This window comes from Silvibacterium bohemicum (assembly GCF_001006305.1).
Lineage (GTDB): Bacteria > Acidobacteriota > Terriglobia > Terriglobales > Acidobacteriaceae > Silvibacterium > Silvibacterium bohemicum.
This window is the reverse complement of the sequence record NZ_LBHJ01000002.1, coordinates 346,177-370,723: the sequence shown is the minus strand read 5'-3', so window position 1 is coordinate 370,723 and position 24,547 is coordinate 346,177. Positions and strand designations below refer to the sequence as shown.

Here is a 24,547-nt window from a genome sequence, read left to right as displayed (position 1 = left end):
GGCCTATCCCCTTACCGCCGCCTTGATCGTGGGCGCACCGGCAACCACGCTCTTGATGTTTGGATCATTCGACGTCAATTGCAGCACCGCGTGGGTCACCTTGTCGTCGATCTCCCATGACTGGCGGATGATCACCGGAAACCGTATCAACAGGACAAAGCCCGCATCCACCAATTGCAGGTTCGACTGGATCGCAGGCGAATCGAGGCTGGAATCGATCCACGATTCGAGACTTCGATGCTGCTGTTCGATCTGTCCCCTGTAACTTTCGTAAATCGTCTGCACCGTCTTGAGGATTTCCTGCACCGCAGCGCGATAGTCCGCGCCGGGCGTCAACTTTAGAGTCAGCTCATGCCAGGCATAGTCCGTCCCCGGCATCTGCTTGTAGAGAGGAGTGCCGGCCTGAAAGAGCACGGCATTGGAGAAGACTGCCACGCGCCCGGTGGGATAGAGATCGGTGCCGTTGCCCGACATCTCCAGCATGTAAAAGCGGACGAGCCCGACTTCGATCACTTCGCCTGTAACTCCGGTGATGGTGATGCGATCGCCCACCTTCACACCATAGCGTCCGATGATGAAGAAATACGCGGCCACGGAGAGCAGAATGGTCTGCAGCCCAACCGCTATACCGGCAGTGATGAAGCCGGCAAACGTCGCCAGCGAACTGAATTGTGTGACCAGGCCGAAGATCATCACCAGCCCGCTCAAAAAGCCCACCGCCAGCCGCCGCAACACCAGCAGCTGACGCCGTCTGCGCACATCGCGCACATAACGGGTGGTCGCCCGACGCCACACCTCGCCGAGGATGAAGATCACCGCCAGCGCAATCGCAATCGCAAATACCCGCACCAGCAGAGAGCGCAGCAACGAAGTGTATTCCTGATTGACCGCGGCCCGCCACGCCTCCAGGCTGGCATGCGCCTGCTCCAGCGCCACAGTCTCCTGGCTTAGCGGAACCGAAGCCGCCGACAGTCCCTTGAACGTTGCGGTCAGAGTATCGAAGCTCTTTCGCGTCGAAGCCAGTTCAGCGGCAGCTGCTGCAGCGGACGCCTGAGCACTCGGCTTCGCCGCAGCCGTCTGATTCGCAGCAGATGCGGGAGCCGCCGTCATCTGCTGCGACAACGCCTGCCCCTGCGCAATGGTCTTTCTGAGCGTGTCCGTCAGTGGCTGGCGAAGCGCAAGAGCCTGCGCGTGAAGGTCATCTGCCTCTTTCACCAGATTGTCGATGTCCTGCCTCGCGCTTACCAACTGGAAGAGATACTGCGCCTGAGTCGTGACTCCTTCGCTATGCGCGGCGCTGATGTTTTCGAGCGTTGGCGCGACAGTCGTTGGCTTGCCCACGGTCAGCCCCGGCGCCGATCGCTCCAGTTGCACGATCTGCGCCGAAAAACCCACGTCGCTCCCGCTATCGGAACTGCTGGTGATCTTGGTCAGCGCGTCGCCCATCGCCGTCTGCAGTTCGAGCTCGCCTTCCACCTCTTGTTTTTTCTGTTGAAGCGCGGCCGCAGCCTTGGGCTTCGCCGTCTCCAGTTGCTGGGCCAACGCAGCATCCTGAGCCTTCAGGGCGGCAACCTGCTGCTCCACCGTCTTGCGCATTCCCTGCAGCCGCTGCGACTGGCTCTCCGGTGCAGCCTGCGTCTCCGTCGCACTCTGCGGCATGATCGCCGCTTCGGCCTTCGCCGACTGAAAAGCAAATCCGGCAACCTGCCCCGCCAGCGTCACCGCCTGGTCCCGATAAAGCAGATCGCTCGGCTCTCCAACCTTCTGAATCGGCGCTTGAGAGTCGCGATAGAAACGCAGCGCTGCATTCAGGTGCGCCAGGATGGCCTTGCTTCTCCCCGCCGCATCATCGGCATCCAACAGCACCGCCGGCTTAGGCTGGCTCTTCGGCGCTGCAGCAGAAGGCTTGGCCGTCTGCGCGTGCACCCGGCCAAGGCTCGCACCGAGCATCGCTACGGCAATGACTCCAACACCCGAAAACCCCAACGCCATCAGCAGGGTCGCGAAGATACTCCGGCTCAGCGGCCGCGATCCATGTCCAGACAAAAATCCACTCAGTTTCATAAGGTCTCTAGCTCATAGGAGCGCGAAAGCGCGGGAAAGGTTAGTCAGGCCTTCTCGACTGCAAGCTGGAACTCGCATTTCTTCTGCAAATCGAAGATAAAGCGGAGAGTCGCTTGGGAGGGACGGGCTTCCGCCCGTCCATGACAGATTTATTTACGATGAAGAGAGCCTCAGCCTCTGAAGATTGGGCTGATTCGTCCCTGGAAGAGAATCAGCGCCCATCTCCCTCAACCGCAAGCGTCGCCGTCATCGTGTGCTCCTCGCCGGGCGCGAGCGTGACGGCATTGCTGCGGATGTTGCCAGCCTCAGCGCAGGCCATCGACTGCCATTCGTCATCGCCCAGATCCGCGAGGGCCTTGGCGCCCTCCTGCCACGGATTCCACACCACGGTGGTCAGCGAGTTCTTCTTCTCCGTGCGGATTCGCCTGTGAAGGACAGGATCAACCACCTCAACCGCATTGCGAGTGGTGAGATACGCATTGTCGGTCGGGCCCGTGAACTTCACATCTCCCGCTTGAGTCTTTTCGCGATTGCCATCCATGTTGTCGAGATAGGGAGCGCCATCGAGCCCGGCGACTCGAGTCCGCCCCGCATCGCCCACGCGATGATAGGTATGCAGCGCCTCTTCGAACTTCAGCGCCGTATCGCCAGTGTTGGTCACGACGAGCTCCAGCTTCAGCTCCGCACCAACCGTGACGCGATGCACAATGCGAAATTCATGAGGCCACCAGCGCCGGCTGGCCTCGTCGCTCTCTGTCACCAGAGTTACGACGACCGAGTCTCCCTCGTGTGCAATCGATAGAAGCTCCCACGCCTTGGTTCGCACGAAGCCATGAGAAGGCGCTTTCTGATCATCAGCCTTGTTGCGAAACCATGGGAAGCACACCGGGATGCCGCCACGAATGGCACGCCCTTCTTCCCAGTACGACTTCGCGCTGAGAAAGATCGCATCCTCGCTGCCCGCCGGCTGCCACGAAGTCACCTGCGCTCCGTGCAGATAAATCTCCGCCGACGCGCGGGGAGACGTGACTCGCACCTTCGGCAGATTGCCTTCACCTGAAATCACACTGGCGATACCGGCGATGGCGTGCTGCTCATTCAATTTCTCGATCGACACGAAAGATGGCATAAAGAACCTCGACCTTAAGCTTACCCAATGAAAGAGACTTCACCGTGAATATGCCTATCGCATATCCGGTCATCGTGCGTCTGGCAACAAACCGCTTTCGACCAACACCGGCGGCCGGCGATGCCGAGTTGCCTGTTCGTAGGCAAAGGCCCATCCCAGCAGGTCGCCATCTCTCCATGGCCGCGCCGAAATCTCGAGGCCGAAGGGCAGCCCATCGGGATAAAAGCCGCCTGGAACCACCACCGCCGGCACGCCCAGCATGTTCACCCAGCTGGTATCGCTGTGCGGGCCGCCGCTCAGCTGGCCATCCTGCGGCATAGTTTCGTCCGGCGGAGGCATCTGCGTCGCTGGATACACGAACCCATCGAGGTGCAGCCGGTCCAGCGCCTCGGTGTAAGCGGCGAGTGCTCGCCGGCGCGGTGCGAAGTAATTGGCCTCCGCATGCGGATCGCTCTCGATCGACACCTGCCGGATCGCAGCGCGCCCTACGCGCCCTGCGTTCTCCATCCCGCCGATGATGGTGTCGGGCAGCGGCGATCCAACCACCTTCTCGTACTCTTCCGCCGAGCGATATTGCGCCGGACCGAAGTCGGCGAGAAACTTCTCCGTCCCTTCTTTGACATAAGGCAGCGTGGCGATATGCGAGGCGATCTCGGGAAAACCATCGGGACTATCCGGCAGAATCGAGTCGTCGATAACCACGGTTGCACCCGCCGCCCGCAGTCCTTCAATGGCCTTCAGGAAAGCTGCACGCGTCTCCGGCCGCAAAGGAAGCCGTGCCGCAACCCTGTCGGCGGCCACTTCGGCCGGCGATTCGTCCGAGACGATACCCTCAAATGGAATGCCCGCGCCGGTCATGATAAAGGCCGGTACGCCGAAGCGCTTGCCCTTGAGCGCATCGGTCTTCAGATATTGCGTGTATGGTCCGGGCTGAGCCTTGGCTGCCGATCCCGCGGTACGCGCATCGCGGGGATCTTCGCCCGCCATCACCCCAAGCGCGATGGCTGCGTCGGTTACGTCGCGCGCTATCGGACCGGTGTTGTCGAGCAGCCAGTCGAGCGGAGCGATACCGGCAATGCTCACCAGCCCCCGTGTCGGGAAGACCCCAACGACGGCGCTGGTCGCTGCCGGCATGCGAATGGAGTTGCCGGTATCGGTTCCGTTGCCCAGCACAGCGAAATTCGCAGTCACCGCTGTGACCGTGCCTCCAGACGACCCTCCCGGGCTGAAGCGCACATCGTAGGCATTTCCCGTCCGGCCGTACGCGGTGCTCCGGTTGGTGTCGCTGGCCGCGAAGTCCGGCATATTCGTCTGGCCGATGATGATCGCGCCCGCCTCGCGAAGTTTTGCGACAATCGTCGCGTCGCGGGGAGCGACGAGCTCGTGTCCCGGAATCAGGTAGCCCTGCCATCCGTCGGTGGTGATCAGACCAGCAATCGAAGTATTCGCCTTGGTCACGATGGGAATGCCCCACAACGGCCCGCGCTTGAAGTCTTTGCCTCCCGCAGCTGCTTCGGCATCCTCGCGGGCGGCGGCAGCCAGCGCTCCGCGCTTATCCACGTCCTGCACGGCTCGATAGATGCCGTTGTAGCGGCCGATACGCGCGAGGTACCAGTCCACTACTTCAGTAACTGTGTACTTATTACTCCGATAGAACTCCTCAAGCTGCCCAATGGTAACTTCGAGCAGATCTCGATCCACGACCTGCTGCGCGCCGCTCTCCGGCGATGGAGCGGCATTTTGCGCCACAGCCAGGCAGCTTCCAAACCCCAACCACAGAACAGGCAGATAGATCAGCTTGATACGCATCGTTCGTCGGCGTTCCTCAGAATAGAATTGTGCTTTCCATTGAAACACGCGAGGCCACCGGCTCAGAGACGATGCCGTGTCGGCTTCAGCATCTCCGCATCGCTTCCGAGCCGAAATCACGGAAGAAAAGTTGTATTATTCGAGCACAGTTGGCAGTAGAGTAAACATCTGAAACGGCGGCCGCGTTATATACTCAGGCCCAGAACCCAATCCGCCGATCGTTTCCCTAAACTTCATCGGCATGCTCTGAGATCGTCACACCGCAGCCTCATGGCGCCCGGCATGGCAGACAAACCTGTGAAACGAACGCGAAGCGACATGCCCACGCAGGCCGGAACTCCGTCCGCGTTGAGCAGCTCTGCGGACAATATCTTTCCCGGGCATATCCCTTCGCCGCCGCCAGGACCTCCAACACGAGGAACCGGCGCAACCCCTCCTCTTCCCGGAGGCCAGGAAACCTATGTTCCGGGCGACAGCCAGGCCACCAGCCCGGGCGTGCGTCAAGGATCTAGATCGGGAGCCGGCGCTTATCAAGACGACACCTCGCTTGAGCCTGGGGCTATCATCGCCACCCGTTACGAGATTCTCGAAGTGCTGGGGCGCGGCGGCATGGGATCGGTATACAAGGCTCGCGATCTCGAGCTCGACCGCCTCGTGGCTCTCAAAGTCATTCGGCCCGAGCTGGCCCGCAATACCGCTATTGTCGAGCGCTTCAAGCAGGAGCTGCGACTCTCTCATCAGGTCACCCATCGTAATGTCATCCGCATGTACGACCTCGGCGAAGACGCCGGCATGCGCTTCATCACCATGGAGATGGTGGAGGGCCGCGACCTCCGCTCCATCATCGAGGAGCGAGGCAAGCTTCCGCCCGAAGAGACCGTCGAGATTCTCCAGCAAATCTGCTATGCGCTCGAAGCCGCGCACGCTGTCGGCATCCTGCACCGCGACCTGAAGCCACAGAACATCATGATCGACTCCACCGGCCGCGTGGTGGTCATGGACTTCGGCCTGGCGCGCACCATCGAAGGCGACGGCATGACCCAGTCCGGGGCCATCGTGGGCACGATGGAATATATGTCTCCGGAGCAGGCGCTGGGCAAGAACCTCGATCAGCGCTCCGACATCTTCGCGCTCGGGCTCATCTGCTACGAGATGTTGACCGGCAACATGCCCTATCGCGCCGAAAGCGCATTGGCCAGTCTTATCAAGAGGACCCGCGAGCGAGCCGAGCCGGTCACCGTCCAGGATCCCACCATCCCCGGGCAGTTGAGCGGCATCGTCAGCAAGTGCCTCGAGACCGACGTCGAGCAGCGCTACAAGAACACCGGCGAGATTCTGCGAGACCTCGAAGCATGGCGCAGCCAGGTTGCCGGCGCTTCATTGCGCTTCAACGCCGATCTCGCCTCCACACTGCCCAACAACCGCTGGATACGCTATGCGGGCGCCGGCGCGCTGGTGCTGGTGCTCGCAGTCGGCGGGGCTGTGGTCTTCAAAGAAGTGGGCAAGCCGCATACACCGGCCGCGCAGACAGCGAAAGGCCCGGCCCTCTCGCTGGCCATCATGCCGTTCTATAACGCCTCGGGCGATCCCAGCCTCAACTGGCTTGGATCAAGCCTCGCCGACATGCTGGGCGGCGACATCGGCCAGTCAGCCAATGTTCGCACCGTCTCGCCCGACCGCCTGCATCAGGCGCTCCACGACCTTCGCATCTCGGGCAGCTCGCAGGTCGATGTAGCCACCCTGCGGCGCGTGGCGGAGTTCACCAACGCCAGCACTGTCATCTTCGGACAGTATGTAAAACCCGGAAGCCAGATTCGCATCGAGACCACCATCCTCGATCTGGCCAGCGATTCGCGCACCGTGCTGCAGACCGATGTTCCCGACGAGAAGCAGCTTCTGAATTCGGTCGACGCACTGGCCGGCGAAGTTCGCCAGAAACTGGCCGCAAACCCCGACATGCTCAACGAGCTGAAGGCGCATGCTCAGAGGCCTTCGACGAATTCCGTCGAAGCACTTCGCGCGTACACCGACGGACTCCAGCTGGCCAGGAAGGGCAACAATATCGACGCCCTCACTCAGCTGCAGGCCGCAACGGCGGCCGATCCCGAGTTTGCATTAGCCTTCGCCAAGTTGGGCGAGATTTACTCCGAGCTCGGCCACGACGATCAGGCACAGACTGCCTCCCGCCGTGCCGTGGAACTTAGTGACAGCCTGCCCGCGAGTGAAAAGTACCTCATCGAAGCCAACAACGCGCGCATCAATAAAGACACGGAGAAGGCGATCGCAGCCTACGAGAAGCTGGCCGCCGATAACCCCGGCGATACCGACGTCCAGTTTGCCTTGGCCGACCTTTACGAGAAAGCCGGCAACTTCCCTTCCGCCAAGCAACGTCTCGCCGCCGTTCTCGCCAACGATCCGAAGAACGTCGCTGCGCTGCTGGCCAGCGGCCGTGTGGCCATTCGCAGCGGAGATCCCCAGGGCGGCCTCGACTTTCTCTCGCGCGCCCTCACCCTCGCCATCCAATTCGACAACGTGGAGCAGAAGGCCGTCATCCTGCAGGCCACCGGCGTAGCTTATCGGCTGCTCAACAATCCGCAGGAAGCGCTGCGCAACTACGAAGAATCGCTGGCCATCAAGAAGCAAATCGGAGACAAGCACGGAGCCGCTGCCAGCCTGGAAGAAATCGCTTCGATCCAGGACAGCACCGGCTTCCCCGACGCCGCACTGGCCAGCTACAAGCAGTCACTGGCGCTGCGCCGCGAGATTGGCGATCAGGCCGGCATCGCCAACACCCTGCTCGATATGGGCTCCTTCTATCACGACCACGGCAAGCCAGGCGATGAGCTGAAATACATGACCGATGCCCTGCAGATCGCCCGCGATCTCGGCGATCAATCCATGCAGGCGCTCTGCCTCAACAACATCGGCAGCATCAAGCTGGACAACGGCGAGTATCAGGATGCCCTGACCTATCTCGAGCAGGGCTATCAGCTGCGCGAGAAGCTCAACGTGCCGCAGGACGTGGCCGATTCGCAGCACAACCTCGCCGAAGCCAATACCAAGCTGGGGCAGTACGATGCTGCTCTCGCCCTTTACCTGAAGGCGATTGCGACGCGGCACAGCATCAACGATCAACGCGGCGTGGCCATCGAATCCGACAGCATGGCCAGGATCTTCGCCGACCAGGGACGCTACGGCGCCGCGCTCAGCTCCATGAAGGATGCGCTGCAGATCTTCCAGCAGACCAAGGAGATGACCTCTTTCACCGTGGAAATCGTTGGAGGCTGGGGCGATCTGCTCGCACAGGTGGGACGCGGCGAAGAAGGCCGGTCGAGCCTCGAAAGCGCGCTTAGCACCGCGCACCAGATAAAAGATCAAGCGTCGGTCGCACTCGCCACCAACTGGATGGGCGACTCCTATTACTACAAGGGCGACAACGCGGCAGCCCGCACACAGTACGAAGAGGCCTTCGAGATTGCCTCCAAGGCAGGAAACAAAGAACGCGTTCTCCTTGCTCGAGTGAATAAGGCCAAGATCGAGCTTGCCGTCGGACGCGCAGCCGCCGTTGCGCCGGAGCTCAAGAAACTGGCGCAGGACGCCGACACACTAGGCTTGAAATCGGTCTCTGTCGAATGCTCGATCGATCTTGGCCAAGCTCTTATCGCGGCGAAAAATGCCAGCGGAGCCCGTCAACAACTGGACATGGCGCTGGCCCGCGCCGAGAAACTTGGCCTGCGCATGCTGCAGGCGAAAGCACATTACCAGATCGCGACCCTGCTCGTGCAAACCGGCAAGTCCAGCGAGGCGACTCCCCATTATCGCGAGGTAGTACGCATCCTGGAGAGCATCAGCAAGGAAGACAACTCCGGACATGTGCTGGAGCGGGCAGACATCCAAAGTATCTATCGCGATTCCACCAAATCCTTCCAGGGCTCCAACTAAAACGTACTTCCATTCTCCTGAATCCGTGATTTCTCGTATAAATTGTCATCCCGACCGCAGCGAAGCGAAGCGGAGGGACCTGCAGTTCCCTAACGCGGGCGTCACAGCAACCCCGTGGAAATATACCTGGCATCTCCGACGCAGGAAACTAGCATCGATCAAGTTCGCACGCAGATGAACTCGTCATCCCGAGCGAATCGTCTCCAAGGCCCGCCGCAAACCCCACAGAAGCAATTGCAAAACGAAAACGCCGGGCAAGTGGCTGCCCGGCGTTTCAGTTTTGCTGGAGTATGGCTTAAGGCGCGCCCACTCCGGTTCCCGAGAGGCTCACTTGCTGCGAGCCTCCGCTAGCGTTGTCGGTGACGTTCAGATAAGCCGAGCGCGCACCCGAACGCGCCGGAGCGAATGTGATCGGTATGGTGCACTGCGCGCGCGGCGCAAGCGTCGCCGCACAGCTGCTGGACTGCGTGAACTCTCCGCTGACACCGCCGGCCACGTTGATGCCAGAAATTGTGAGCGACGTAGCGCCGGTATTGGTCAACACCACGTTCGATCGTGTGGAGCTGCCCAACCGCACCGATCCGAACCTAAGCGAGTTTGGCGAGAAGCTGGCCACGGGATTGATCACGGTTGCAGTGAGCGGCACCGATTGCGGTGAACCCGGCGCGCTGTCACTCACCTTCAGAATGGCCGTCTGCTGGTTATACTTCGGGCCCGCGTAGAAGGCCAGGTAGAAGGTGCAAGACCTTCCCGCCGCAAGGCTTCTCGGGCAAAGATTGAGCGCAATGAACTCATTCGAGTCTCCATTCCCCACGTCGAAGAGGAACGGATCCTGGACCGTCATCGAGGCTTGCCCAGTATTGCTCAGAGTCACCGTTTTCACACCGATGTTGCCGACATACAGCGTGCCGAAATCGACACTGCTCGGAGACAGTGTCGCAATTGGTCCCGCAGGCGTGATCACGATGCTGCCCGTCGCCGTGTTCCCCTGGAAGCCGCCTGCCGGGGGATAGCTCGCCGACAGCGTATGCGGGCCGGCGGCAAGCCCGGTCAAGTTGAATACCGCAACACCATTCGAAAGGGGCGCCGATAGAGGAGCTCCGCCATCGACAACCAACTGGATATTTCCGGCCGGCGACCCCAATACGGAAGTAGCCGTTACCGTAACCACTGCCGTCGCCCCATAGATCACGCCCGGCGCCGATATGCTGAGTCCGGTCGGAGCCGTCGTCAGCGAGAGAGCGACAAAATCCGAACCGAAGTTGATGGATTTTCCAATGATGGTGCCGTCGATGCGCTGCGTGGAGTACGACACAAAAATATTCTGTTCGTTATTCGACGTCAGATATCCACCCGTCGCCGAGCCCGATACCGTGCTTGCGAAGGTGAAGGTGTTGGGTGTGGTGGCATTCGCCGTCAACACGGTGATGGCGCCGTTGAAACCGGGAATCGATGTGGCCGCAACAGTGACCGTCTGGTTGGGTGCGACCGAACAATCTCCGGTACAGGTCACAGTCGCCGTGGCGCCGTCTCCGCTGATCGAGGCTACCGGGCTGAAGAACGGATCGCCCTGGATGAAGCCCGGCGAGATCGGCTGAATCGAGTTATCGAAGGCGGTCTTAAGCGTGATCGGATTGGTCGCGTCAGTCGCCGGGCACTGCGTCACCGTATTCGTCGCCGTGTTGACGCATGAAACGGAGTAGACGATGCAATTGCCGCCCGTGTCGTCGTAAACCTGGCACTGCGAACCGGAGAATGGCCCGTTGCTGATCAACTGCGAAAACAGCTGCGGCGTAATCGCGCTCGCAGTGACCACCATGTCGATCCCTGTCGCCGGAGGAGCATCCGGCGGATAAGTCGCCGCGTAGACGTGGCTGCCGAAGGGAAAGACCGTCGGCTGTCCTGGCGGGCTGATTGGCTGCACCTGGGTCACGGAAATGTGCGGCGTGAATGTCCAGGCCATAATTTCCTGCTGCTCCTCAGAGCCGCCGGTTGCCGAAGTGAAGCCCACGTAGGCGCTGTCATTTGCAGTGCCGCTGTTAATCAGGTTTAGGTTCGCTCCGATGTCGTAAACGCCGGAAAGCACGGGAAGCGTGCCCGGGACCGGTGTGTGCGTGCCCGCAACAAAGGGCGAATCGATAAAGATCTGCAGCAGATTCGGATTCGATTCATTGGGCCCGCTGTATTCGATCACCACCTGGTGCACGTTGCCATCGGCAAGCGTGGTTCCTGTGAGCGGCAGAGGATCGATGATTGCCGGGACCGGCTCGGTGCCGACGGTCAGGTTCACCAGGCAGGGACCGGTATGATCCGGCGCATTCGGCTCACCCGCACCGCAGTTTTGAATCGCGATATGGTTGTCGTTCAGGGAGTCTCCGTTGTCGGACGGATCCCATGCGTTGCGATAGGTATCGAATTCGATGGCCAGACTGTTGTCGATGCCCCCGTATCCGATGCAGCCGCCATCGCCGCCAACCACGCTCAAGCCGGAGCCGGTCTCCTGGCAAAGGAAGGGTGAGCCATTCCCGGTTGCGTTCTGAAGGACAAAAGCGATTCCGTCGGCAGTGATGGTTCCAGGCGCCGGATTCAGCTTGAACGCGAAATAGGAGGTGAACCCAGTCGACACCTTCTGCGGAACCGAGAACCACATGCTCGAGTTCTGGAAATTCTGCGCCGGTGTCATCTGCACCGCGAAGTGCGAGGCAGCGACCGGAGGATTGTCGGTCGTAATCGGATCGATGATCGCCGGGAAGGTATCACTGAAGAAGGACGGGTTCAACGCTGCGCCCGTCCCATCGTTGAAGCAGAAGAGCGTGCCTGCAGGCGCGGTGTTCGCCGAGCACTGGAACGAAGCCTGGCTCGGATTGGCCTGCGGCGTATCGAAATCGTAATACGTCACTTGCTGCGAGAAGGCAGTTCCCGAAAAACACGACAGCACCAGAATGAATAGTGCAGCGACAAGAGTATTCCTAGACCGGATAAGTCTCATAATGGTTTCCTTTTGGAGTCTCGCCGCAAGGCAAGACGCCAATCTAGAGCCGGAAGCGGAGCTAAGCCACAAATCTAAGCCGCGCTCGAATGTATACGGGGGGACGAAACGTTAGCTATGGGGGCAGATCATCTTTCCTACAGATGTAGACCGCAGCGGGATGCCCGACGCAGCTTTCCTATTGGGAAAAGCTACAAATAGCGAATCTCCCGAAGGACACAAGAATAAGAAAAATGATCTTGATGACAGGGATAAATGCAACGAGGATGTCCAGAGGTTCCCTGCCACTTCGACGGTAAAGCGTAACCGCTGCATCGAAATCAAGTCAAGGAAAATGGGCCCCGAATACGATACTCAAATCAAGCCACCGAAAGGTAACCCTCGAAAGATCCACGTTGCGGCAGGTTCTTCGTTACACCAGTAACTAACGGGCGAAAACTATCTAAGTCAGACAACGACTCGCAGTACGCCCATGTAGTTCGCCGATGTAGTTGCGCGTCTACAACTAGGTAGTTTGCAGGGTCGCCTCTTCAGCAAGAATGACTCCGGCCGCAGAAAACTCCCGCTCGATTCGTACCACTGAGCCATCGGTATCGATCGCCTTGCAGCCATCCCGCAAAATCGTGGCGGGAAAGCCCAGACGTCTCGCATCGAGCGCCGAATAGCCCACGCAGAAGTCATAGGCCAGTCCCGCAAAAAATGCCCGCTTCAAACCACGCTCACGCAGGTAGCCTCCGAGCCCGGTCGCAGTCGCACGATCGTTCTCGAAGAACGCGGAGTACGAATCGATGCCGACGTGAAATCCCTTGCGCAGAATCAACTCAGCTTGCGGCAGGTGCAGAGCAGGATGGAAGTCGGCGCCCTTCGTCCCCTGAACGCAATGGTCGGTCCAGAGAACCTGCCTTCCATAGGGAAGGTCGATGGTCTCGAGCGGCGCGTGACCAGGATAACGGCTGGCAAAAGAGCAATGCCCGCGTGGATGCCAATCCTGGGTGAGAACAACGTGCTCGAACTTGCGTGCCGCGCGATGAATCACATCGATGACCGCATCGCCTCCAGGAACGGCAAGCGCACCGCCCGGGCAAAAGTCATTCTGCACATCAACGACGACCAGCACATCTTCGGAAGTAATCTGCATGCTTCCATAGTGCGGGTTGCAGGCTCCGCTCGTCGAGAATTCGCGGCGCAATCTCGACGAGCCGCAATCAACCCTGGGTGAAGGGCTCTTCGAGTGAAAGGCTGGGACCGGTAAAGAGCTTCGCTCCGTCTTCGGTGATGTACATGTCGTCTTCCAGGCGAATGCCGAACTCTCCGCGGATATAAATGCCGGGCTCATCGGAAAACGTCATATTCGCCGCCAGGGGAAGCGTGTTTCCGCGCACCAAATACGGCCATTCGTGGCCATCCATGCCGATGCCATGCCCCACGCGATGCGTGAAGTGCGCATAGTCCGGACCATATCCCGCGTCGGTGATCACCTTGCGCGCGGCGGCGTCAACAGCTTCGCAGGGAACGCCGGGGCGCGCGGTTGCGAGAGCGCGCGCCTGCGCACGATGCACGATATCGAAGACCTGCCGCATCTTGTCCGATGGCTTGCCGTAGACAAAGGTGCGGCTGATGTCCGACTGATACCCTTCCACCGTGCAGCCGTCGTCGATGAGCACGATCGCTCCCTCGCGAATCGTCTGCGGTTTGATCGAACCATGAGGCAGCGCTGAATACTCTCCCGTCTCGCAACTCGCGTCACCGGGAAAGCCCACTCGCTCGTAAGCCGAGCCGATCAACGCGGAGAAATCGTGCGTCGACATGCCGGGATGCCCCGAGCGCCAGGCAGCTTCGTATACCTGCAGCGTGACAGAGTTCGCGAACTGCATGAGCGCCAACTCTGCTGATGACTTGATGCTGCGGCAGCCGACCGTGACCGGACGCGCGTTCACTAATTTGGCTTGAGGCAGGGCTCGGCCGATGCCCTCGGCGAAGACATAAGGCATCGTTTCCTCGATGCCGACCGTTCCACTCGTAAGGCCCAGATCCTTGAGTCCGTGAGCCACGCGCTCATAGGGACTCTCGTCTTCCTGCCACGTGTAGAGCCGCGTCTGCGCCATGGCTGGAACCAACGCCAGCCTCTCCTGCAAGCGCTCTTCTTCAAATGCCGGGCAGACGCCGTAGGGCTGTCCCTTTACCGGGATCACCACCACCGTCAGCCGCTCACTGTTGCCCCAGCGAACGCCGCAGAAGTAGTTGAGCGTGGCGCCTCCGGCCAGGCAGATCGCCGCCATGCCGTTCTTCTCCATCAGCTCGCGGGCTCGCGCGATGCGCTCTTCACGTTCCGCGCTGGTGATCGGCTTCGCCTCCGAGCGGCGGTCTTTCAACGCAGCAATGGCGGGAGGAAGCGAATTGGCCGCAGTACCGGTTGCTTCCTGCGCATGAAGTCTTCCAGAGAGAGCAGGAATCAGCGCAGCCGGAGCGGCGCCGGCCAGAAAGGAACGGCGTGTCGTAGTCATGTAGCCGCATCATATCTCGACTGGCCTATGCCCCTAAGGGATTTCGAGAGCCTACTCGATTGTCGTGGGAAAGCTCAATTGGCCTTCATACCCGGCATCGCGGAATGGTCCATATTGTCATGGCCCTGGTCATCGTCATCTACCGACCAGATCTTCTTCGGATCGGTCTCATAGGGATAAACGTGAACCATCCATCCGAAGAGGTGGGGACGAAACTCTCCGCCTGCCGCCTCGCAGGCTTCCTTTGTAGTAATCGATCCCATCAGGCCAAACTTCGCATCGGACCCGAAGTACTCAGCCTTTCGTCCCGCCGGAGCTTTGCAGAAATTGATGTGCTGATGCCAGCGTGCTACGCTGAGCGGAATGCGTTCGTTCAACTCCGACTCCGGAGCAGACACGCGGTCGGTATACATCGCGCCCACCAGCTTGTAGCCGCCATCTGCGGTCTTGGTATAAAGCAGCGACGTCGGCTTTGAGGCATCGAAGTGCGACCATGCCTCGCGGCCATAGTCGTACCTCGTGAAATGGTATTGGGCCTGCGGCACATCGGGCAGGAAGATTTCGTATCCCTCAGCCAGCGCCTTCTTGTAGTCCTGATAAGGAGCCATGGCTTCTTTGGCGGCAGCGACAACCGCATCCGCCTTCTGCTGGTCGCCCGGCTTCAGCGGCTGCAGCGCGGTCAAATACATATGACCGCCCATGCCCGCCATCCCCGGCATGGTATCCGCGGAGGCAGTTTGCTGCCCGAGCTGTTGCGATTGTTCAGCCTGAGCGAGTGCTGCTGCTCCAAGGAAGGTGATGCCCAGACAAAGAATCAAATTGGAATATCGAAGTACTACCTTTCGCAGCATGGTTTTCTCCCGAAAGACAAGTCTTGATTCATCATTACGCCATATCAAAGAAAAAAGTTGCGAATACCCGATGAATCGCCAGGCATCAAACTGTCTGAGCTGGCGAACCACGTATTCTTTAGCGAAGGAGAATGAGCCGTTCCTGGCCGCTCTGCGAAAGTATTTCGATGGCCAGCCTGCCCCCTCACTCTGGAACGCATTTAAGTGGCGGAGCGTCGAATACGCGTGCATCGTGTCGCTCCCACCATGACAAAGCCAAGGCGTTCATAGAGCGCAATCGCGCGATGATTCGTTTCGGCGACGTGCAGAAAGCTCTCCAATCCGGCGGCCGCATGTTCGTGGAGCAGATGACGAATCAGATGTGCCGCGTATCCCCGTCCTGTATGTCCTGGACGCGTACATACCGCACTGATCTCCCGCATTCCGGGCACAGCCAGGCGTTCCCCCGCCATCGCAACCAGTTTCCCCTCCGCTCTGATTCCCCAATAGCTGCCCATCACATAGGTTCGCGGCCGGAAAAAGCCCGGGAAGGCCACATCCGTGAGTTCAACCATCTCGGCGGCGTTCTCTGCGTTGAGAGGCATGATGACCGGAGGTGCGGCTTTGTCCTCCACTGCAACAGTAGCGGAGGATTGTGAAGGAACCATCTGCAGCGCATTGATATCGAACAGGACTTCGATTCCTTGGCACGCGGGAAACTCTACGCCGGCGATCTCGCTCCAGCCTACATATGTCTCTTCTCCGGGCAACATCAACTCGCGCAGTTGGGCCAGAGCGTCCTCTCGGTATTCGAGCAATGCTGCGAAAGGAACGACATCGGCTGGATAGCGCCGGGCCAAAGGAGCAGCGATGGCCAGGCTGGCATGCTCGGTCGCGAGAGCACGCCACACTACCCCGAAAAGCGGCTCATCGGACGAGACTGTCAATCCAGCAACTCCCCATAAATATCGATACTAATGTCTATCGCATCGCGCCGGCCGCATGGAGATCCACAAACAGAACTAACGGTGCGCAGCCACAGACGGGCGGATCTTATCCGCCGGTACGATGCCCCGGCCTTCCAGAACCGCATAGAAATGATCGGCTGCAAGATTCGTGAACGAATCGATCTTGCCCGAGGGCCAGCGAACTTCCACGGTATCGATCTTGGTCGCGGCCCCTAGCCCGAAGTGCAGGCGCAGATCGTTCTGCGAAAGATAACTGCCGCCGCTGTGAACTTCATCCGTCTGCGTGACGCCGCCGGAAACAATCTTCACACGAGCATTCAGAGCGAGACGGTTGCTCTTCACTCCGGCGAGTTCCAAACTCACCCAATGATTGCCGGGGATACCGTGATTCTTCAGGATCATCGGGCTGCCGTCGATGTCTCCGACCACTACATCCATGTTTCCGTCATTGAAGAGATCGCCGACCGCGAGACCGCGCGATACCCGCTTCTCACTCAGAGCAGGCCCGGCCTGATCGCTCGCGTCGCAGAAGCTTCCATCCTGCTGGTTCATCTGCAAAAGCTTCGGCTCGCGATATCCCGCGCCTGAAGGCAGCGTATCCACCTGCGGATATACATGACCATCGACGGTGATGAGATCGAGCCAGCCATCGTTATCGAGGTCGACAAAGGCCGTTCCCCATTTCACGAAAGGCAGCGAAGGCAGCGCCACGCCCGCCGGATAGGACACTTCGGTGAAGTTCCAGTCGCCATCGTTGCGATAGAGAAGATCGTTCTCATCGGAGAAGTTCGTTACGTACAGCGATGGCCGTCCGTTATGCAGATAATCGCCAATCGCAACTCCCATTGAAGCCTGCTCCGAGCCGTCTTCGCTGACCGCTGTGCCCGATTGCAGGCCGATATCCTTGAACTTGCCGTCGCCCATATTTTTGTAGAGGAACTTCGGCGTGGAATCGTTGGCAACATAGATGTCGGGGCGGCCCGTATTGTTGAAATCCGCCCAGATAACACTCATGCCGTAGTAGCCGTCGGGATCGTTGACGCCCGCGGCCTTCGAGACATCGGTAAATGTGCCGTCGCCATTGTTATGAAAGAGCGAGTCTCCGGCGCCGCGCAGCCCGCGCGGGCCGCACTGCACGTCGATACCACGATACTTGCAGTTGGGCGCGCTGCCGAAGCCGGGCATGTCATTCAAATGGAAGTCGACGTAATTTGTAACCATCAGATCGACAAATCCGTCGCCATCGTAGTCGCCGAACGAAGCGCCTGTCGACCATCGGCCATCCGACACTCCAGCCTTCGCTGTCACATCGCTGAAGGTGCCGTCTCCGTTGTTGCGGTAGAGGACATTCCCGCCAAGACAGGTCTCGTAGATATCCGGCCAGCCGTCGTTGTTGTAGTCTCCAACCGCGCCGCCCATGGCGAAGCATGGCTTCGTCAGGCCGGCCTTATGCGTGACATCGGTGAAAGTGCCATCGTGATTGTTACGATAGAGCGCGCCGAGGCTCTTTTCACCACCTAAGTTTTTCGGGTCCTGGATGGCTATGGCCACCGTCGGCGCATTCGTGAAATAGATATCCAGCCAGCCATCGCGATCGTAGTCCAGCAGGATGACGCCGCCGCTCATTGACTCGGCGATGTATCGTTTGGATGGATCGGAGGCGTGCGTAAAAGTAATTCCGGTTTTGCTCGTGATGTCTTCAAGCTGCGGAATCGTGCGACCGCTGCACTTGGCGGCCTTTGCTCCCGGTGGTGGCGGTGCGGGCGGAGGATGTCCCTCCTGCGCAGGAAGCAGGCTTGCGCAAAACAGAGCTGCCAGCCATGCAGCACTTCGACCGCGGCTGCGAATTAGATCGAAAATCAGGTTCATGGGTTTTGTGTGGGAGCCTGCGCGGAAGTTTGAGGAAGATGCGGCCGCGCCTTTGCCTTCAGCTCCTGATACACAGCCAGCTCGCGATCGGCGTCGGCTACTCGCGACTCCTTGCGATAAGCGGCCTGCAGCTCGTAGTGAACATAATCTTTGTCGGGGATGAGGCGGGCTGCTCGCTCAAGGTGTGGCACCGCTTCGCGCAGCTGCCCGCGATCGATCAGAATTTTTCCCAGCTCGTACTGAGCATTCGCATAATCGGGTTGTTCCGCGACGACCTGTTCGAACAACTTCGCCGCATCATCGATTTTCGACTCCTGCAGGTCGACAAAGCCCATCTCGTACGTTGCATCGGGATCGCGCGGCGTGAGCGCAAGTTCTGCCTCGAACTCTGTGTGGGCATCGCTCCAGTGCTCCCATCGGATATCCGCCAGACCTGCGTAGTAATGAGCCTTCTGAAGCGAGGGATTCGCCGCTGCAGCGCGATGGAGCACGTCAATCGCCTTGGCATAGTCTCCGATCTCAATCCACAGCTGCCCGGCCAATAGCATCGCGTCTGGCGGCAGATTCTGGCTTTCATAGCGGCTCAATACTTCAGACGCGTGCGGCAGATCGCCGGTCTTGGCCAAAGACGCAGCCCATGCATAGCCGACGGTCGCGTCCTCCATGCCGGGAATACCGAGAGGATAGAAGGCAGTGGAGGCGTCTCCATATTTATCGATATTGAAGTACGCCATGCCCAGCATGGCGCGAAGCGCCTTGCTATCCGGCTGCTGCGCGACCGCGCGTGAGAGGCCGCGAATCGCTTCGGGATAATTCTTGACGCGAAACGCACTCTGACCGAGGTTCTTATCCAGATCGGAGACATCCGGATTCCACCTTTCCGCCTCCTGATAGTGCGTCAACGCAGATGCGTAGTCGCGCTGGATCGCCTCCGATGTAGCCAGATCGCTGAGGCTTTGTCCGAGAATGCGCCGAAGTCCCTGGTCCTGCTCCTTCACCGCGTCGAGTTGCTCGGGCGTCAGCTTCGCCTGCTGAAGCACCGCTGCATCGACGGGCGCGAACGGATCGGCACTGCCCTTCACCAAGGGAGCGGCCTGATTCTCCTGCCTTTTGTCGAGCGGCACAACTGCAGCCATCGCGCTGCTGCTGCCTGCCTGCGCCATGAACATCGCAGTAGTCCGTTGCTGGCTATCGATCATGGTTTTGTTCTGCAGATCGCGGGCCTTCGCAATGAAGGAGTCCGCCTCCTGCTCGCGCCCAGACGCCAAAAGGATGCGGCCAAGGTCGACGTAAGCGCGGCGAATCTGGAAAGTCCCGCGGGCTTCGTCGGTTCCAGTCAGCTCGACAGCCTTGCGCAGCAAAGGCTCTGCCGCTTTCGAATCGCCCTGCGCATAAGCGTTCAGCCCCATAAACAGGTACGGCTCCGGCCAAGTAGGATCGATCTCCGACGCAGCCTTCAGATATTTCTCCGCGACTGCGTACTGGCGCTCGCTCGAAGCCATGAAACCGAGCATGTAGTTCGCCAGAAAATCCTTCGGATGATACTGCACTTCCTTCTCGAACTCCGGCTCGACTTCGGGAGTGGGCTTCCACTCGTTCGACGACAGATGCGCCAGCCCCAGAAAATAATGGGCATGCGGCGTCGAAGGATCGAGCTCGATAGCACGCTGAAACTCGCGAACGGCCTCCGGCATCATGCCTGCATCGCGATAGGCGCGGCCCATGAGCACATGCAGCGAGCCGCTGTCGCCCGCCAACTCTTTCATCTGTTCGAAAACCGCGTCGGCTTTGCGCTTGCCGGCAGCGTCCTTGGTCGAGAGCCAGCAGATGGCCAGGGAATAGTATGTCTCGATTTCCGGCTTCTGCTCCGCGGCCTGCGTCAAAACTTCCGCAGCTTGCTGGAAATCCTGCTTGTCGATATAGGCCTGCCCCAGAATCAGATAGGTCCGCGAACTCCGCGCATCGCCGGCCAGCGCCTTCTTTGCCTGTTCGATTGCCAGGTCGGGCTGCTGCGCCTGCAGCGCACTGATCGCCATCTCGGTACGCGTCTCTGGATTGTCCTCGAGCTCGATCGACTGCCGGTAGAGTTCCACGGCCTGCGGGTACGCATGCTCCGCTGCTCGCAGCTGCGCCATCATCCGGAGTGCGATTGGAATCAGCCGCCGATTAGTCTGCGCAATGGCAACCGCATTCTGGGAGCTCTGTGCGGCATTGGCCGCTTCTACGCGACGATTCAGCTCCGCCTGAAGCGGGATGGAGGACTGATTGCGTGATGAGGCGGGCGTCTGATTGTACGCTGACAAGCCGGCCACAAACTGCGGAGTTGCGGCTATTCCGCACACCATCACGACGCCAAGCAGGCGCCCATAAATAGGACCGTGAAGAAATTGAAATTGTACGGCGTTCACAAAAAGTAATTGCCCGACTCTGTAGGGAGAGTAAAGCGGCGAGGCTTGAATGACAAGCCTCGCCGCTTCGGTCTACAGCGTTTTGGTTGGCACTCTTAGAACGTGAGTCTGAGAGTGTATTGCAAGGTGCGTCCCTGGTTGAGGTTTTCGGCGCCCGCCTGCCCGAAGCCCTTGGGAGTGTTGAGTGCCGAGTTGGGTTGACTGAGAGACGGATTCGTGGTGTTGACCGATCCCGACGCTGCACCGGTAACAATGTTGTTCGTAGGGCTGCAAGGCTGTCCGGTTGGCCCGCCTCCAGGGATCGGCTGTTGAGCTCCGCCGCAAAGCAGCGGCGAGGTCGAGGTGAAACCGGTAGATTCCAGGTTGCTGCTGTTGAAGTTTGGATGATTGAAGATATTGAAGAAGTCCATGCTGAACTTGATCCGCAATCTCTCCTTGATCAACCAGTTCTTCGCCAGCTGTGCGTCCATGTTGGTGTTGGGCGCGCCATAGCAAGAACCGCGAGGCGCCAGGTTGCCGGGGAAGCTCCCGAGCGCATAACCCATCAGGCTGAAATGGTCATAGTTCAGGAGATTCGGCCCATTCTTCCCGGTGCCACAACCGACGTCCGTGACCAGCGGCCGCTGGTTGTTGGTGTAGCCGGTTCCAACCAGCGCCGAGAGCGAGCTGGAGTAACCCGGAATGCAATTTCCGTTGAGTGTCTGACCGGCATCCGGCCCGTACAGGTTGGTGCAAGCGCCGCTAGCTCCTGAGGAGAAGACACTGAACGAGCTGCCCTCCGCCAGACTGACGATGCTGTTGAATTCCCAGCCGCCTGCGGTGTTCTGGACGAGTTTGTTGTAGTTCGCCAGCTTCGGCAGAAAGAACACCTCGTTAGCGACGAAGATATTGGGACGGTTGATGTTGGTATTGCCCTTGTCCAGACCGGGATTGTACTGGTCAGTGGTCGCTTCCTGGTTGACCGTGCCCGACGAGTTATCCAGTTCCACGTCGCCAATGGAGTGGCTCCACGTGTACGCGGCCTGGAAGGTTGAGAAGCTTCCTGTCTGGGCACGGAAGAGAGCTTGCAGCGAGTTGTAAGACGCATGGCCGCCGCGCAGGAAGCCGCCGATCATGCCGAAGTTGTTCGCAGGACGGAGTGCATTCTGCGCCGTTCCGCTGGTGAATGCCCCGTCCAGCCAGTTGGCGTTGCTGAGAGCGTTTGCGTCACGCATCGAGGTGAGATGGACTCCGGTGTTGCCCACATACCCGATCTGCAAGGTGGTGTTGCGTGCCACTTGCTGTTCGACCGACAGGTTCCACTGCCAGGCATTGGGAATGAAGCCGCCCGTCGTCTTATTGGCGCTGGGCGAAACCGAGGCGGTGGTCAAAGGCGTAACCGTATCCAGCGAACGGTTGGTGTTGATGCCGAGCACGAAGGGCGCGTTGCGAGCGAGGTTTTCGGCAATACCCACCAGCTCACGCTCGTAGAACTGACCGCCGCCGGCGCGCACCGCCGTCCTTCCGTCTCCGAACACATCCCACGCGATACCCACGCGAGGAGCGATGCTGTGATTGTTCTCCTGAACCAGAGAAGCGTTTGGTCCAGGAGTGCCGCTGGAAAGCGGCAGGCTCACACCCAGCCCAGCCAGAAACTTCATCTGGTTAGCGCAGGGAGTCGTTCCCGGCACGATCAGGATGCCGTTGCATGCATCGCCAGGATTCGCCGCTGCTTCTCCCGCGCTCCAATTGGCCGGGCTCCAGTTGGCCCATTGGTTGGGATAGTTGCCGCCGCCGTTGGAAGCTGGATTGGTGTTGCCGCCACTCGTTCCACCGAAGGGTTCCCGGTAAAACGACCAGCGGAAGCCGAAGTCGATCGTAACGTTGCGCCTGATCTTCCAGGTATCCCCCACATACGGCTCGATGTCATGCCAGTGAACATCGGCGATGCCGTCGATGCTGTTTTCCGTCACCCCCGAGAATTCCTGCGGCTGGCTGCCGGTTCCCGGAATCAGGATGGTGGCAAGAGCGTTGTTGGTCTGGGCGCAGGCAGGAAGGCCAGGCCCGGTTGCGCCTCCCGCTGCGCAATACACTGTGCCCGGCAACGCTGGCCGGTCGGCGCCGGCGCCATTGCTCTCGGTCTTCTCATTCGTGCTCCAGAAGATACCGGTCTTGAGCAGGTGATTTCCGTGCACCTTGGTGAGGTTGTCCTGCACCGTGTAGAGATCTTCGTGGTTGCCGTAGGGCGCGATATTCCACATCGATGTCGTTCCGCTGCCGGAGGTGCCGTTGATATATCCGTAAGGGTTGAGACCGCCCCATCCGCCGAAGAATTCATCCTTTTCTTTCAGCGACGACGGGAAGGTTGCCGGATATGCCGCCTGCAAGGCCGGAACGATATTGGCCTTGGTGCCTTCAAGCGTGGTGATAATGGCGTTGTGACCGTAGCCGAACTCCACGTCGTTGACCAGCGTATTCGAGATGGTCGAGCTCAACTTGGCCATCACGCTCTTCGAGGGCTGGCTCCAGGACGAATCGACGGTCGGGAAATCGGACTCACCCCAGAAGGGCGTGCCATCATTCTGCGCGGGATTGGTCCAGGAATCCTGGGTCCAGCGAAGCGTAGCGCGGTTGGACTTGGTGACGTCATAGTCGCCGCGAACATTCCACTCGCTCCAGTTCAGGTGATTGTCGACCAGCTGAGAGTAGTTGTTTCCGCTGCCGTTCACAGTGGCCGGACCGGTCGGGTAGAACTGCGCGATCAGCGAACCAGCCGCATCCGGATTGGCGATCTTGAACGGGTTCCCCGGTGCTTGCGCGAAGGCTGGAATCGTCGGCACCGTCGCTCCGCATTGATCCTTACCGCCGCTGTATCCACTGAAGTCTCCGCCCTCTTCGGCTGCGGTCGGAACGCACGCCGCCAGAGGAACACCCTGAATCTCCTTGTTCCACTCCTGGTTCCACCAGAGAAACAACTTGTCCTTCATGACCGGGCCGCTGATGTTGTAGCCGTAATCGTCGCGGCGCTCTTCCGCTTTGCCTAGATTGTTGTGGTCGGCAAACCAGTTGTTGGCGTCGAGAGCATCGTTGCGGCCTGAGTAGAAGACGCCGCCGTGGAATTGGTTTTCACCCGATCGGGTGGTAACGCTGATGATCGCGCCGGACGCCTGGCCATACTCCGGGCCATACGAGTTACGGATCATCTTGAATTCCGCGATGGTATCGACCGAGGGATAAATCAGGATGGTGCGGTTCGAACCGACGTCATTGTTATTCACGCCGTCGACCAGGAACAGGTTATTGGTGTAGGGGTTTCCATTAACGGAGAAGTTAACGCCTCCGTCGAGTCCCTTGCCGACGAAGTTCGCCCCCTGCGCCGCACTGACACCGGGAGAAAGCTGGGTCAATCCAACAAAGTTCTCGCCGCTGAGAGGCAATTCGCGCACCTGGGTGCCGCTCACCACTTCACCTACTGCTGCCGAAGTAGTTTGCACCTGCACGGCGTTGGCGGTAACAGTCACCTTCTGGCTTACCGCGCCGACCTGCAGCATGGCTTTGACTTCGGTTGTCGTCGAAGTATGGACCTCGATGCCGGTTTCAACGTATTCCTTGAAGTTCCCTTGAGTTACGTGGACTTCATAGGTTCCCACGGACAGTTGGGCAAAGGTGAATTCCCCCTGCGCGCCCGAGCTCTGGGTGACCTTGGTGCCGTTGCCGGTATTGATCACAGTAACCGTAGCGCCCGGAACCGCAGCCCCGCTGGCGTCCGTCACCGAACCGGTAATTGTTCCTGAGTATTGTTGAGCGTGCAGGCTAAGGGGAATGATCAGCAGCAGCGCCAGAAGAGTGTAGGTCCATGCGCGGAAACTGGATAGTCCGGCGCACACACCTCCCCTTCCCGATTGATTGCACATAGTGCCTCCTGAAAAAGTCGTAATCGGATTCGAAGGTCGGGATTTTCTAACCCCGTGATTCGAATCCTGATAACGTTAACAGCTTCTACTGAAACGTTTGACTTGCGAGCGGGTGCTTGAGCGTGTGAACGATTGATTACTC

Annotated in this window: 12 protein-coding genes; 1 reads left to right on the top strand and 11 read right to left on the bottom strand. The window is 59.5% G+C overall.

The genetic code is table 11. The features are described from left to right. Positions 1-3 precede the first annotated feature (3 nt). The 3 genes from XX99_RS05505 to XX99_RS05495 form a co-directional block, all read right to left on the bottom strand. Positions 4-2,064: a mechanosensitive ion channel family protein gene (locus tag XX99_RS05505; RefSeq protein WP_050058371.1), complete on the bottom strand. Its 2,061-nt coding sequence runs from the start codon at positions 2,062-2,064 to the stop codon at positions 4-6. Between the two features lie 211 nt (positions 2,065-2,275). Next, positions 2,276-3,193 (bottom strand): D-hexose-6-phosphate mutarotase, encoded by a 918-nt coding sequence (locus tag XX99_RS05500; RefSeq protein WP_050058370.1) that lies wholly within the window; start codon positions 3,191-3,193, stop codon positions 2,276-2,278. 69 nt (positions 3,194-3,262) lie between these two features. After that, a complete protein-coding gene (locus XX99_RS05495) occupies positions 3,263-5,002 on the bottom strand; it encodes an amidase (RefSeq protein WP_050058369.1) in 1,740 nt (579 codons plus the stop codon). A gap of 282 nt (positions 5,003-5,284) precedes the next feature. On the opposite strand from XX99_RS05495, the gene XX99_RS05490 reads away from it, so the two are divergent. Further along, on the top strand, positions 5,285-8,944 hold the full coding sequence (locus tag XX99_RS05490) for a serine/threonine-protein kinase (protein ID WP_184085124.1): 3,660 nt from the start codon (positions 5,285-5,287) through the stop codon (positions 8,942-8,944). Positions 8,945-9,239: 295 nt separating this feature from the next. Here the strand turns inward: XX99_RS05490 and XX99_RS05485 are convergent, their stop codons facing one another. The 8 genes from XX99_RS05485 to XX99_RS05450 form a co-directional block, all read right to left on the bottom strand. Next, the gene (locus XX99_RS05485) at positions 9,240-11,933 is read right to left on the bottom strand and encodes a choice-of-anchor D domain-containing protein (RefSeq protein WP_082125272.1); all 2,694 of its coding nucleotides are present in this window, start codon (positions 11,931-11,933) and stop codon (positions 9,240-9,242) included. Positions 11,934-12,438: 505 nt separating this feature from the next. Continuing rightward, complete coding sequence (gene pncA / locus XX99_RS05480; RefSeq protein WP_050058431.1) at positions 12,439-13,071, bottom strand: bifunctional nicotinamidase/pyrazinamidase; 633 nt, start codon at positions 13,069-13,071, stop codon at positions 12,439-12,441. A gap of 67 nt (positions 13,072-13,138) precedes the next feature. Further along, on the bottom strand, positions 13,139-14,437 hold the full coding sequence (locus XX99_RS05475) for a M24 family metallopeptidase (RefSeq protein WP_050058366.1): 1,299 nt from the start codon (positions 14,435-14,437) through the stop codon (positions 13,139-13,141). Positions 14,438-14,511: 74 nt separating this feature from the next. After that, a complete protein-coding gene (locus XX99_RS05470) occupies positions 14,512-15,288 on the bottom strand; it encodes a hypothetical protein (protein WP_184085127.1) in 777 nt (258 codons plus the stop codon). Between the two features lie 200 nt (positions 15,289-15,488). Next, complete coding sequence (locus XX99_RS05465) at positions 15,489-16,214, bottom strand: GNAT family N-acetyltransferase (protein WP_050058365.1); 726 nt, start codon at positions 16,212-16,214, stop codon at positions 15,489-15,491. 75 nt (positions 16,215-16,289) lie between these two features. Then, positions 16,290-18,104, bottom strand: coding sequence for a CRTAC1 family protein (locus tag XX99_RS05460; RefSeq protein ID WP_050058364.1), 1,815 nt, complete (start codon positions 18,102-18,104; stop codon positions 16,290-16,292). Then, complete coding sequence (locus XX99_RS05455; protein ID WP_050058363.1) at positions 18,101-20,512, bottom strand: tetratricopeptide repeat protein; 2,412 nt, start codon at positions 20,510-20,512, stop codon at positions 18,101-18,103. Before XX99_RS05455 ends, XX99_RS05460 begins: the two co-directional genes overlap by 4 nt. Before the next feature lie 95 nt (positions 20,513-20,607). Continuing rightward, positions 20,608-24,405, bottom strand: coding sequence for a TonB-dependent receptor (locus XX99_RS05450; RefSeq protein WP_050058362.1), 3,798 nt, complete (start codon positions 24,403-24,405; stop codon positions 20,608-20,610). Between the last annotated feature and the right edge of the window lie 142 nt (positions 24,406-24,547).

Coding starts and splice junctions, on each gene's coding strand:
- XX99_RS05505 (WP_050058371.1), bottom strand. CDS start 2,064: ATGAAACTGAGTGGATTTTTGTCTGGACATGGATCGCGGCCGCTGAGC.
- XX99_RS05500 (WP_050058370.1), bottom strand. CDS start 3,193: ATGCCATCTTTCGTGTCGATCGAGAAATTGAATGAGCAGCACGCCATC.
- XX99_RS05495 (WP_050058369.1), bottom strand. CDS start 5,002: ATGCGTATCAAGCTGATCTATCTGCCTGTTCTGTGGTTGGGGTTTGGA.
- XX99_RS05490 (WP_184085124.1), top strand. CDS start 5,285: ATGGCAGACAAACCTGTGAAACGAACGCGAAGCGACATGCCCACGCAG.
- XX99_RS05485 (WP_082125272.1), bottom strand. CDS start 11,933: ATGAGACTTATCCGGTCTAGGAATACTCTTGTCGCTGCACTATTCATT.
- pncA (WP_050058431.1), bottom strand. CDS start 13,071: ATGCAGATTACTTCCGAAGATGTGCTGGTCGTCGTTGATGTGCAGAAT.
- XX99_RS05475 (WP_050058366.1), bottom strand. CDS start 14,437: ATGACTACGACACGCCGTTCCTTTCTGGCCGGCGCCGCTCCGGCTGCG.
- XX99_RS05470 (WP_184085127.1), bottom strand. CDS start 15,288: ATGCTGCGAAAGGTAGTACTTCGATATTCCAATTTGATTCTTTGTCTG.
- XX99_RS05460 (WP_050058364.1), bottom strand. CDS start 18,104: ATGAACCTGATTTTCGATCTAATTCGCAGCCGCGGTCGAAGTGCTGCA.
- XX99_RS05450 (WP_050058362.1), bottom strand. CDS start 24,405: ATGTGCAATCAATCGGGAAGGGGAGGTGTGTGCGCCGGACTATCCAGT.